Here is an 11,009-nt window from a genome sequence, read left to right as displayed (position 1 = left end):
TTACGCCGGGCTTGTGCAAGAACCTACGAAGAACTCATGCGGGCGGTCGCAGACTGCTTGTCACTGTTCACTCCACAAGAATGTATCAACTACTTCACTCATGCACATTATGTGTCTATATGATCCGGAAATGCTCTAGCCAAGCCCGACGGTCGCCGATACCCGTTCCGGATGGGTCCGGTGGACTTGCACCGCACTCCTACCCAGCTGGACTAACGTTTCGGCAATGATCTGCTCGGCCAGCTCCGGTCGGTTGCAATCCTCGCTCAGGTGCCCCAGAAAGACATGGCGCAATTCCGGTCCCGCCACGCGGGCCAGCAACTCCGCCGCAGCCCCGTTCGAAAGGTGCCCATGACGGTTGGCAATCCGTTGCTTGACCGCCCAAGGACGCTTGGTGTCGGCTTGCAGCATCGCGGGATCATGGTTGGCCTCCAGCAGCAACACCCCACAGCCCCGCAACCGTTCGACCACCACGGGAGTGGCAAACCCGAGATCGGTCGCCACTCCGACCACCGTGCCCGCGGCACGCACCACCAACCCCACCGGTTCCGCGGCGTCATGCGGCACTGGAAAAGAATCCATCTCCACGCCGGACAGCACACCCACCGTTGAACCGGTCGGCCATTCGCGCCAACGGCCCTCTCCGTTCAGACCCAGGCTGTCCCAAGTGGCCCGGTTGGCCAGAATCTCCGCACCGGTCCGCTTCAACAATGCCGGCAACCCCGCAATGTGGTCGCTGTGCTCGTGCGTCAACACCACCGCTCGGATCTCCCCCCAGTCCGCCCCCACCTCGCGCAATCGCGCCTCCAACTGCCGTCCATTCAAACCGGCATCGATCAAGACCGATCCCAGCGGGGTGCGCAGGATTGCCACATTGCCCCGGCTTCCACTGGCCAGCACCGTGAACGTATACGACCCCATTCGCGCCACTCTGGCCGCACACGCCCGTATGGCAATAACGCCCGCTCGGAATGGAAGCCCAAAATAGCAAGCCCCCATCATGGCATAGAAGTTGCTTGATACTTCGGTTCGCGCCTGACAGTTTGGAGTTCTTCCATGGCAGGCATTGGACTCCAACAAAACCTATCCCTGGGGCAGACCCTGTCGCCCCAGATGCAGCAGAGTCTGCACTTCCTCCAAGCCCCCGTTCTCGAACTCCGTTCCCTCATCCAGCAGGAAATCGAGACCAACCCCCTGCTGGAGGAAGCCCCCCCCGAACCTGCCACCGAGGAGGACGAGGAATGGGACGACCGCTCTGAACAAGCCCGGGAGGACCGCGAGGACTGGCGGGACTACTTTTCCCAGAATCGCGAAAGCCGCCAATCACAGGAGGACGCCCAAGCCCGCCGTCAGTTCTTCTTCGATTCCCAGGTCAAAAGCGAAAGCCTGGGCGACCACCTCATCGGCCAGCTCATCCTCACCCAAACCAGTGAATCCGTGCTGAAGGCCGCGGAGGAGATCATTGGTAATCTCAGCGAGGACGGATTCCTGACCGCCGAATTGACGGAAATCGCCGCCGCCACCCGCTTGGATCTCGACGAAGTCATGAAAGCCCTTCGCTTGGTGCAGAGCTTCCACCCGGCCGGTGTGGGTGCCAGGGACCTGCGGGAATCCCTGCTCATCCAGCTCGAGCGCCGGGGCAAGGATGGTGAATCACTGGAGGCCAAGCTGGTCAGCCACGACCTCGACCGCCTGGCACGCAAACGTTTCCAGGAACTGGCCCGCGACCACAAAGTCACCCAGGACCGCCTGCGCGAAGCCGCCCACTATATATCCAAGCTGGAACCCCACCCCGGAGCCGCCTTCAGCCCCGACCAACCCCAGAACGTTGTCCAATCCGAGGCCGCCTTCATCAAAGATGATGACGGATCCTGGACTGCGGTGCTCAACAACGATTCCCTGCCCTACCTCAGAATCAGCGACACCTACAAAGATCTGGTTGGAGGAGGCACCGGCGATGCCGGATTGAAAGATTATCTCAAGGACCGGATTCGAGCGGGCAAATTCCTCATCAAATGCCTCCAGCAACGGCAACAGACCATCGAAAACATCCTCTTGGAGATCATCAAACGCCAGCGCGACTACCTCGAGCACGGCAACGCCCACCTCAAACCCATGACCATGAGCCAGGTGGCGGAAGCCATCGGCGTGCACGAAACCACCGTCAGCCGCGCCGTGGCCAGTAAGTATGTCACCACTCCCCATGGCGTGGTGCCGATGAAATTCTTCTTCACTTCCGGCTACATGACCGCCGAGGGCCAAACCCTCTCCAACACCAGCGTCAAAGACACCATCGGCGAACTCATCGCCCGCGAAAATCCCCGCCAACCGCTCTCGGATTCCGAGATTGTCGACATCCTCAAGGACAAAGGAGTCGATCTGGCCCGCCGCACCGTGGCCAAGTACCGCTCGGAACTCAATATCCTTCCATCAAACCTCCGCCGGGAACACTAAAACGACGGATCCGCGCCCGTTTTTGGCGCCTGTTTTTTGTTAAAATGGTCTTCGCCTCCGCCTTCCGGACCTCTCGGCCAGGTCACCCACAACCCTGTTTGCGCGTTTTACGCGCTTTTCTCCGCAATTTGAAAAAACTTTTCACGTTTTCTGCGTGACCTCATTCACGGATGATTAATTATTCATTTATTATCTAGATGATTGTCTTTTCCTGATATATTTTTGATTTTTCATTGGTATTTTGATCAAATTTCAAAATAGTTCTGCTTGAATTATTATTCACTTGATTCAAATACCATAAAGAACACCACCGCAGCCACAAAAGACGTCAAGCAACACTTCGAAAAAATGTTTGACGGGACGCCCGGAAAAATTTAATTCCTTATCTGTCGATCAGACTATCCGACATGGAAGGGGGTGAGTTCAGACATGGCAGTTAAAAAGAAAGCAGTGAAGAAAAAAGCAGTGAAGAAAGCCGCCAAGAAGAAGGTGGCCAAGAAGAAGAAATAACTTCTCTTGCTTAAAAGAAAGCGGCGGATCGCCCAACGATCCGCCGCTTTTTTTATGTCGATCACAGCTCTGTTCAGACAGGCAGTGAGATCAACGCCACCCTACCCGGTACACCCTCGCCCGACAACCCTCTCTTACGGCTATTTTCTTGACCCCATACCCTGTAGGCCACTAGGTTGTTCCAACACAACATTTAGTATGCGCTGTCCAAAATGTGGTTCCAACCAGGACAAGGTCATCGATTCACGACCTTGGAAGGACGGAGCCGTCATCCGGCGACGCCGGGAATGCCTCGCCTGCACTTACCGGTTCACCACCTACGAAGAAATCGAGCGCGAGGATTTGCGCGTGGTCAAACGCGACGGTCGCTACGAACCTTTCGACCGCAAGAAACTCCTTGGCGGACTCTTCAAGGCTTGTGAAAAGCGCCCGATCAGCCCGGATGTGCTGGAACAAACCGTCGACAGCATCATCGACGACCTCGAAAAAGAATACGACAAGGAGATCCCCACCACCGCCATCGGCGAATCGCTCATGCGTGCGTTGCGCAAGCTTGACGAGGTGGCCTACGTCCGCTTCGCCTCGGTATACCGCCAATTCAAGGACATCAACGAATTCGTCAACGAAGTCCAGAGCCTGACCGTCGATTGAACCCCATTCCATGATCGCTGTCCCGCAATCGCTTCCCCTCGTCCAGTGGCACAGCAGCCGCCAGGTTCCGCTCTCCGAGGGCTGGCTCTCGGAATCCATCGCCCATTCAGCCCGCAACGCCGGCTACACCACATGGGAATGGTCCGGGGAAGTGGCCAAGGCCATCACCTTCTACCTCCAACAGGACTACCCAGGTACCCTCATCACCCCCAAGCAGCTCCAGGCCATCATCCGCAAATCCCTCGACGGCATCGGTTGCGGCGACATCGCCCGCAATGTCAGCCTCGTCGCCCCTCGCGTCAGCATCGACTTGCCGGAAATCGCCCGCCACAGCGGCCTTGAACTCATTTTCTTCCAACACCTGGCCGCACGCCTGCAGGAAGCCCGCCATGTCGTGGTCAAAGGGGTCCGGCTCGATGGCATCCGCCACTGCGTCAAGATCCTCGATGGTTCCCGCAAGTGGGACCAGGGTTGCCAGAAACTCAACGACGAGATCGTCCTCTTCGCCCGCAGCCACCTTGCCTCCTGGAAACACACCGCGGTCGACTTGGCGGTCTTTTGAGAAACGCATCCATGTCCAAAGGCTTGTTTGAAAAAATCATCGACCGGGAAATCCCGGCCGACATCGTCTTCGAGACCGACACCGTACTGGCCTTCCGTGACATCGCCCCGCAAGCCCCGGTCCATGTCCTTGTCATTCCCAAGAAACCGTATGCCCGCTTGGTGCACGTTCCTGTTGAAGAAAAGGAACTGCTGGGGGAATTGCTATTGGCGGTCCAGGAAGTGGCCCATCTGACAGGTATTGCCGAATCCGGTTTCCGAACCGTGATCAACAACGGGAAAGACGCCGGTGAAGCCGTGCCCCATTTGCATCTGCATGTCCTGGGCGGACGGGAAATGGAATGGCCCCCGGGATAATTTCGGGAATTCGCAATGCGAAATGAGGAATACGGATTTCATTCCAAATTCACCATTCCACATTCCGTATTGGCAGAAAAGTGCCCGGGGCGGGACTCGAACCCGCACGGAGTGTGACCTCCTCGGGATTTTAAGTCCCGTGCGTCTGCCATTTCGCCACCCGGGCGCGACAGGTGATCTTCAAGTTTAAGGTGGGAAGTTTCAAGTTCCAAAAGCCCACCACGACCGCGCGGGAAGAAATGGGCCCAGTAGGACTCGAACCTACAACCAAGGGATTATGAGTCCCCTGCTCTAACCATTGAGCTATAGGCCCCGGAGAAAATGCAAACGGGCATTACCACGAAGCCGGGGCGTGGCGGCCCGATTCCAGCGGATTGACTTCGTTGAGAATTTGAACCAGCACCTGGGCCGGCGACTGGGTGGCGTCGATTTCCTGGATGCGCTCCGGACCGTAGAAGTCCAACACCGGCTTGGTATCGCGTTCATACGTCTCCAAACGACGGCGGATGACTTCCTCGTTGGCATCATCCAACCGGTTGTCTTTCAGCGCGCGCTTTTTCAATCGGTGGACGATGGCCTCGCGGTCGTGGCAGACTAGGTGGAAGACCCGCTGCACTTCGATCATTTCCTCCATCAACTCGGCTTGGCGCCTGTTGCGCGGGATGCCATCCAGGATGAGGGCGTCGATGTCGGGCTTGAACGATTTGTCCACAATCTTGGCCGTGATCGCCTCCTGCCAGAGCGCGATGGTGACATCATCGGGCACCAGTTCCCCGCGCGAGGAATATTCCATGAACAACCCTCCAATGGCAGAACGGGTGTCGATGGATCGGAAGACGTCCCCGCAGGCACAGTGATAGAAACGCGGGAGTGTGCCCAGGGTCAGCCCCTGGGTGCCCTTGCCGCTGCCCGGGGCACCGAAGATGAGGTAAGTCCTGTATTTCACGCAGGGTCCAGCATGGGACAAATATTCGCGGGCTTCAACTGCGATCCTGCGTTCGGAGTTTTTCTACCGCCCAGCGGGCATGGCGGGCGACCATGGGATCGTCCCCGGCGGCCGCACGCTCCAGGGCGGGCAGATCGGACATTGTTCCAATATTGCCCAGTACAACACAGAGGTTGCGTTTCCAACGGGGGAGTTTCAAGCGGCGGACCGGACTGCCGCGGAAGTGATGGTCGAAGTCCTCGGGCTTCCAATCCAACATCTCCGCCAGATCCGGACGTGGTCTTTCCTGAAAGCCGGCCTCTTGTGTCGCCCGGGCCCAACGGTTCCAAGGGCAGACTTCCAGACAGTCGTCGCACCCATAGACCCGGTCCCCGATCAGGGAACGGAATTCTTCCGGGATGTCCCCGGGATGCTCGATGGTGAGGTAGGCGATGCAGCGGCGGGCGTCCAGCTGGTAGGGAGCGTGGATGGCCCCGGTGGGACAGGCATCGATGCAGCGGGTGCAGGAGCCGCAATGGTCCTTCATCGGTGGATCGGGTGGAAAGGCCAGGGTGGTGAGGAGGGTGCCGAGAAAAAACCACGTGCCCGAGCGGGGGTGGATGGCCATGGTGCTCTTGCCCTGCCAGGCCAGCCCGGCCCGCGCGGCCCAAACCTTTTCCAAGACCGGTCCCGTATCGACATAAACCCGCTGCCGTCCCCCTAGTTCCTCCATCCATGACGCCAGTCGCTCCAGGCGGGGCAGCATCAGATCGTGGTAGTCCCGGCCCAGAGCATACCGGGCCATCCGTCCGCGCCCAGGGAGCGGGTCCTGGTAGTAATTCAAGGCCAGCATGACCACACTGCGAGCGCCCGGTTGCACTTGCGCGGGATCAAGCCTGCGTAAAGGGTCACGGGCCAGCCAGGCCATGGATCCCTGTTTTCCTTCCTCCAACCAGCGTAAAAAATAGCCCCCGTACTCCAGTGTTTCGACCGAGGCCACCGCGCAATGGTCGAATCCCTCGCCCGCAGCCAGGACTTTCAATTGCTCCCCAAGATTCATCGGGGTTTTATAGCAGATCCCCCGCCTGGTGCACGGACTGGAAATGAATTGAACTGACAGTCCGGGGCACCCCGTATAAAGGACCATCATGGAACCCCATCCCGCCTTCGTCCGCTTCGGCTTGTCCCACGGGGTCGTCATGGCCCTGACCGTGGTCGTGCCTGCCTTGCTGGTGATGATTTCCCGCCCAGACCCCACGGGAAGGCGGGAAGCAACCATCCGCCGGGCCTTGGCCTTTTTGATGGCAGGCAACATGGCGGCACTGGTGATCATCGGACTGCAAAACCCGGGCAAGGACTGGCTGGAATTCCTGCCCATGCACCTGTGCGACTGGCTGGGATTCATCATCCTGGGCGCCCTCCTGTGGAAAAAGCAGTCGCTGTACGACCTGGCTTATTTCTGGGGCCTTGCCGGAACCCTGCACGGGGTGATCACCCCCGACCTGCAATACGGGTTCCCCCACCCCTATTTTTTCACCTTCCACATCGGTCACTCCGGCCTCCTGGCCTCGGTCGCCTTCCTGACCTTCGGCTGCGGGCTGCGTCCCAACCGGCATTCCCTCCCCCGCGCTATCCTGATGTTGCAGGTGTATTTCGCCAGCGCCGCACTGGCGAACATCCTCTTGGGGGAAAACTTCGGCTATCTCTGCGCCAAACCGGAACACGCCAGCCTGCTGGACCACCTCGGTCCCTGGCCTTGGTATCTGCTCAGTCTCCAGGCCATGGCCCTGGTTTCTTTCGTGATCTACTACCTGCCCTGGATGGCTGCCGACGCCTGGAAGCGTCGCCGTCTCACGGAATACGCAGATCGGTCCCCGGTTGGAGACGCCGGGGATCATTGAGGTTGTTGGCCAGCACGATCTGGTTGACTCCCACTCCGTAAGTGCGGGCAATGGAATAAAGGGTTTCGCCCTGGCGGACCTTGTGCCGCTGGGCCGACTTGGACGGCGTTGAATTCGGAGCAGCCGTTGTCGAAATGGCTGGGCCCGGCTCGGGGGCCCCGCGCAGGGCCGCCGTCGGGGGCTTGACCCGCACCGGCGGCGCGGACACGGTCAAGACTTCGGGATCGGTCGCCCGGGGCTCCGGTTTGGGGCGGGAGAACCCATAATCAAAAAGCAAACGGGCGTCATTCCATTTGTTGGGACTGTTCAGGATCACCAACCACAATTCTCGGCCGTCCCGCGTCGCCGAGGCGGCGTAGGTGTGGCGCGAGGCCACTGTCCACCCCGTCTTGGCCGGACCCATCCCGGCATACACACCCAGCAACTTGTTGTGATTTTTCACCCGTTGCGCCCCCACCGCCGTGCGCAGCACGAACGAGGGCATGGCACAAATGCTGCGGAGCTGGGGCACGGCCAGGACGGCCCGGAAAATCCGCATCAGATCGCGCGCGGTGGTCACCTGACCGGGGGCCGGCAGTCCGTTGGGATTCAGGAAATTGCTTCTGGAGCACCCGAGCTGGCGGGCCCGCTCGTTCATCTGCTGGACGAAGGTCCGGCTGTCTCCGGCAACCTTGCGCCCCAGGGCCATGGCCGTGTCGTTGTCCGATCCCACCAGCAGGGCCTTGGTCAGATCACGAACAGGGACCACTTCCCCCGCCTTGAGGGGGACATGGCTGGGCTCCACATCGGCGTCCTCGGGGGCGATTTCCACCTCTCCCTCCAGCCCGGTCTTTTCCCAGACCAGCAAGGCCGTGAGCAACTTGACGGTACTGGCCGGGGGGTAGGGCGTGTCGGGCCTCCGGCTGAAGACCACTTCACCCGTCTGGGCGTCGACCAGCAGCGCGGATGCCGCCAGAATTTCTCTCTCCAGCGCCGGGGGGACCGCGGGCTGGGCAGCCCACAGGCGCGCACAGGGGCAGAGCGCCGTCACCACCCCAGCCAGGACCAAGTACTTCATCTTGCTTATATCCCACGAAAGCCGGTCCGGTACAATAAAAACCCAAAACCCGGATGCCGCGACAAAAGGGCCCTTTAAAGACCACTTGACGCACGCATACCCACCTGCCAAACCCTTCTAGATGAAACCTTGGCAATACTACGTCAGCACCGGCCTGGCTTCCCTCGCCCTTCTGTTGACCATCGCCCTCCTCGTCGTCACCACCGCCAACCGCAATGTCGAACGCGGCCTGCAGGAGCAGCAAGTCAACATCAACCGCGGCCAGCTCAGCCAGCAGGTCGGCACGGCTTTGGTCCGCGATCTCGCCGTGGCCTCGGTCAGCAACTCCCGCGTCAAGGAATTGCTCTCCAAGCATGGTATCACGGTGAACCAGAACGCCAACGGCGGAAATTGACCCTCGTTTCCTTTCCCACCATCCTCCCTATTCCATCCATTCCACTCATCCAATCATATGTCCGAATATTCCGAAGAATCCTCGTTCGACGCCTTCCTGCCCCTCACCCTCCTCTCGCTCGCCCTTTGCCTGATCCTGGGTTGGCAGATCTTCAATGCCATCCAGACCCGCTCGGCCATGACCAACCAGTTCCAACAGCGCAAGCAGTTGGTTGACCAGTCGGCCAAGGTCCAATCCGGTCTCGAAGCCATGATCAACGACCTCCTCACCCTGGCTGACAACGACAAAGACGCCAAGGCGATCGTCGACAAGTACCAGATCCGGCGCAACGCCCCCACCAAGTAACGGTTTCAGGCTTTCCAGTCTCCGCCCTGGTATTGGATTCATGCTCCCGGTCGACGACGTCCGCATCTCCCACCTGCGCCCCCTGCTGCCCCCGGCCATCCTCATCGAGGAAATCCCGGTTGCGGAGTCGCTCCAGGAAAAGGTCTCCACCGACCGCGCCGCCATCCGCGATGTTTTCGCCGGGCGCGACGACAGGCTCGTCGTCATCGTCGGACCCTGCTCGATCCACGATCCCTCTGCCGCCCTGGACTACGCCACTCGGTTGAAACCCGTAGCCGACCGCCTCAAGGCCGACCTCCTCGTGGTCATGCGTGTCTATTTCGAAAAACCCCGCACCACCGTCGGTTGGAAAGGCCTGATCAATGATCCCAACCTCGACAACAGCTTCGAGATCAACAAGGGCCTCCGCACCGCCCGCGCCCTCCTCCGCGATGTGGTAGCCCTCGGCCTGCCCGCGGCCACGGAATTCCTCGACACCATCACCCCGCAGTTCATTGCCGACCTGGTATCTTGGGGTGCGATTGGGGCCCGGACCACGGAGAGCCAGATCCATCGCGAACTCGCCTCCGGCCTCTCCATGACGGTGGGATTCAAGAACGGCACCGGAGGCAACATCCGCATGGCGGTGGACGCCATCCGCTCGGCTCGAAGCCCGCACTGGTTCCCCTCGGTGACCAAGCAGGGGGTGGCGGCGATCTTCGGCACCAAGGGCAACGATTCCTGCCACCTCATCCTGCGCGGGGGCAGTCGCACCGGCCCCAACTACGGCGCGGAACACGTCCGGGAAGCGGTGGACCTGCTCCAGTCGGAAAAACTTCCCCACTTCCTCATGGTGGATTGCAGCCACGGCAACAGCAACAAGGACCACCTGCGCCAGGCCGATGTGGCCGCCAATCTTTCCGCGCAAATCGCCGGCGGGCAAACCGCCCTGGCCGGAGTCATGCTGGAAAGCCACCTCGTCGGGGGACGACAGGACTACGTTCCGGGAAATTCCGTCTATGGCCAGAGCATCACCGACGCTTGCCTGTCATTTGACCAGACGCTCCCGTTGCTCGATGAACTGGCCGCAGCCGTGCGCAGCCGCCGAGCGCGCGGTTGACCTGCGCCGCCACTCCGTGGCCCCCGCCAAGAACACCAGGAAAAGAACGGCAATCCAGGTTTGCGGCTCGGGCACCACCGCGTCGAAGGAGATCGCACTCAGCCCGATGCTCTGGCTGGTCGGGTCGGCCCCGGCACCCACCACGTTGCCGCTTCCATATCGGAAGGTGATCTGGGTCACCGCATTGGATCCGAAATTGATGCTGACGTTGGCACCGGCGGCCGCATCGGGATTACCCCCTGTACCGTCGACCCGCACCGTCGACCCGCTGCCGGATACCGCATTGCTCGCACTGCCGCTCAGGGACGGATAAACCGTCCCCCCGGAGGGGGTGGTCCCGGCAAAGTTGGTCAGGGCATCGACAAAATTCTGGCCTCCGTTCGTGACCGAATCCACATCGAAGGCGGAGAAGACCAGGTTGTTGACCCCGAGGGCGTAGGGAAACGTGATGGTGAAGAGCAGATAATCCAAGCCGTTTTCCTCGGCAAAATTCACGTTGAGGAAAAGCGTCTCATTGCCCGGCGTGCCCCCGGTGTGGAAGACCACGTCATTCGGAGGTTCATTCCCCGAACCGTGGGCTTGTAAAAAGCCTGTCCCTCCCACTTCGGCAATTGTGATGGTGATGTCATTGCCCGGATTCGAAGGATCGATATCGAAACCCTGGCTCAGATCGCGGGGCAAAGGGTCAGGCCAATCAATTCCGGGGGTGTTCCAATCAAGCACGAGGGCCGGAGCCATCGCTTGAGACACCAGTA

Annotated in this window: 14 protein-coding genes and 2 tRNA genes; 8 read left to right on the top strand and 8 right to left on the bottom strand. The window is 60.1% G+C overall.

Annotation, left to right across the window (positions count from 1 at the left end; all coding sequences use genetic code 11):
* Nucleotides 1-135: 135 nt before the first annotated feature.
* Nucleotides 136-921: an MBL fold metallo-hydrolase gene (locus SFU85_01835; protein ID MDX6765508.1), complete on the bottom strand. Its 786-nt coding sequence runs from the start codon at nt 919-921 to the stop codon at nt 136-138.
* Between the two features lie 135 nt (nt 922-1,056).
* Between SFU85_01835 and rpoN the strand changes: the two genes are divergently transcribed.
* Nucleotides 1,057-2,454: an RNA polymerase factor sigma-54 gene (gene rpoN, locus SFU85_01830; protein ID MDX6765507.1), complete on the top strand. Its 1,398-nt coding sequence runs from the start codon at nt 1,057-1,059 to the stop codon at nt 2,452-2,454.
* 398 nt (nt 2,455-2,852) lie between these two features.
* Here rpoN and SFU85_01825 read toward each other — a convergent pair whose 3' ends face one another.
* On the bottom strand, nt 2,853-3,029 hold the full coding sequence (locus SFU85_01825; GenBank protein ID MDX6765506.1) for a hypothetical protein: 177 nt from the start codon (nt 3,027-3,029) through the stop codon (nt 2,853-2,855).
* Between the two features lie 133 nt (nt 3,030-3,162).
* On the opposite strand from SFU85_01825, the gene nrdR reads away from it, so the two are divergent.
* Genes nrdR through SFU85_01810 form a run of 3 tightly spaced genes read left to right on the top strand, consistent with a single transcriptional unit; the run spans nt 3,163 to nt 4,533 of the window.
* Entirely contained in the window at nt 3,163-3,615 is a 453-nt protein-coding gene (nrdR, locus tag SFU85_01820) for a transcriptional regulator NrdR (GenBank protein MDX6765505.1), read from the top strand.
* A 10-nt stretch (nt 3,616-3,625) separates the two neighbouring features.
* Nucleotides 3,626-4,177, top strand: a complete 552-nt coding sequence (locus SFU85_01815) for a hypothetical protein (protein MDX6765504.1) — start codon at nt 3,626-3,628, stop codon at nt 4,175-4,177.
* A gap of 11 nt (nt 4,178-4,188) precedes the next feature.
* Nucleotides 4,189-4,533: a histidine triad nucleotide-binding protein gene (locus tag SFU85_01810; protein ID MDX6765503.1), complete on the top strand. Its 345-nt coding sequence runs from the start codon at nt 4,189-4,191 to the stop codon at nt 4,531-4,533.
* Between the two features lie 81 nt (nt 4,534-4,614).
* Here SFU85_01810 and SFU85_01805 read toward each other — a convergent pair.
* From SFU85_01805 to queG, 4 genes are all read right to left on the bottom strand, one after another.
* Nucleotides 4,615-4,699: transfer RNA gene (locus SFU85_01805), tRNA-Leu, on the bottom strand.
* Between the two features lie 74 nt (nt 4,700-4,773).
* A tRNA-Ile gene (locus SFU85_01800) sits at nt 4,774-4,846 on the bottom strand.
* Nucleotides 4,847-4,867: 21 nt separating this feature from the next.
* Nucleotides 4,868-5,479, bottom strand: a complete 612-nt coding sequence (locus SFU85_01795; protein MDX6765502.1) for a nucleoside monophosphate kinase — start codon at nt 5,477-5,479, stop codon at nt 4,868-4,870.
* A 34-nt stretch (nt 5,480-5,513) separates the two neighbouring features.
* Entirely contained in the window at nt 5,514-6,518 is a 1,005-nt protein-coding gene (queG, locus tag SFU85_01790; protein ID MDX6765501.1) for a tRNA epoxyqueuosine(34) reductase QueG, read from the bottom strand.
* Between the two features lie 88 nt (nt 6,519-6,606).
* Between queG and SFU85_01785 the strand changes: the two genes are divergently transcribed.
* Nucleotides 6,607-7,359 (top strand): TIGR02206 family membrane protein, encoded by a 753-nt coding sequence (locus tag SFU85_01785; GenBank protein ID MDX6765500.1) that lies wholly within the window; start codon nt 6,607-6,609, stop codon nt 7,357-7,359.
* Here SFU85_01785 and SFU85_01780 read toward each other — a convergent pair.
* Nucleotides 7,310-8,416 carry a LysM peptidoglycan-binding domain-containing protein gene (locus tag SFU85_01780; GenBank protein MDX6765499.1) on the bottom strand — a complete coding sequence of 369 codons (1,107 nt, stop codon included), beginning with the start codon at nt 8,414-8,416 and terminating at the stop codon, nt 7,310-7,312. The genes SFU85_01785 and SFU85_01780 overlap by 50 nt on opposite strands.
* 121 nt (nt 8,417-8,537) lie before the next feature.
* On the opposite strand from SFU85_01780, the gene SFU85_01775 reads away from it, so the two are divergent.
* Genes SFU85_01775 through SFU85_01765 form a run of 3 tightly spaced genes read left to right on the top strand, consistent with a single transcriptional unit; the run spans nt 8,538 to nt 10,254 of the window.
* A complete protein-coding gene (locus SFU85_01775; GenBank protein ID MDX6765498.1) occupies nt 8,538-8,810 on the top strand; it encodes a hypothetical protein in 273 nt (90 codons plus the stop codon).
* Nucleotides 8,811-8,867: 57 nt separating this feature from the next.
* On the top strand, nt 8,868-9,155 hold the full coding sequence (locus SFU85_01770) for a hypothetical protein (GenBank protein ID MDX6765497.1): 288 nt from the start codon (nt 8,868-8,870) through the stop codon (nt 9,153-9,155).
* Between the two features lie 40 nt (nt 9,156-9,195).
* Nucleotides 9,196-10,254: a 3-deoxy-7-phosphoheptulonate synthase gene (locus SFU85_01765; GenBank protein MDX6765496.1), complete on the top strand. Its 1,059-nt coding sequence runs from the start codon at nt 9,196-9,198 to the stop codon at nt 10,252-10,254.
* On the opposite strand, the gene SFU85_01760 is transcribed toward SFU85_01765, so the two are convergent.
* Nucleotides 10,183-10,992 carry a hypothetical protein gene (locus SFU85_01760; GenBank protein ID MDX6765495.1) on the bottom strand — a complete coding sequence of 270 codons (810 nt, stop codon included), beginning with the start codon at nt 10,990-10,992 and terminating at the stop codon, nt 10,183-10,185. The two genes, SFU85_01765 and SFU85_01760, sit on opposite strands and share 72 nt — an antisense overlap.
* Nucleotides 10,993-11,009: the final 17 nt, after the last annotated feature.

The sequence above is a fragment of the Candidatus Methylacidiphilales bacterium genome (assembly GCA_033875315.1).
Classification (GTDB): Bacteria; Verrucomicrobiota; Verrucomicrobiia; order Methylacidiphilales; family CAZTYG01; genus JANRJG01.
Note: the sequence above shows the minus strand (reverse complement) of the source record. Positions and strands in the feature narration are given on the sequence as shown.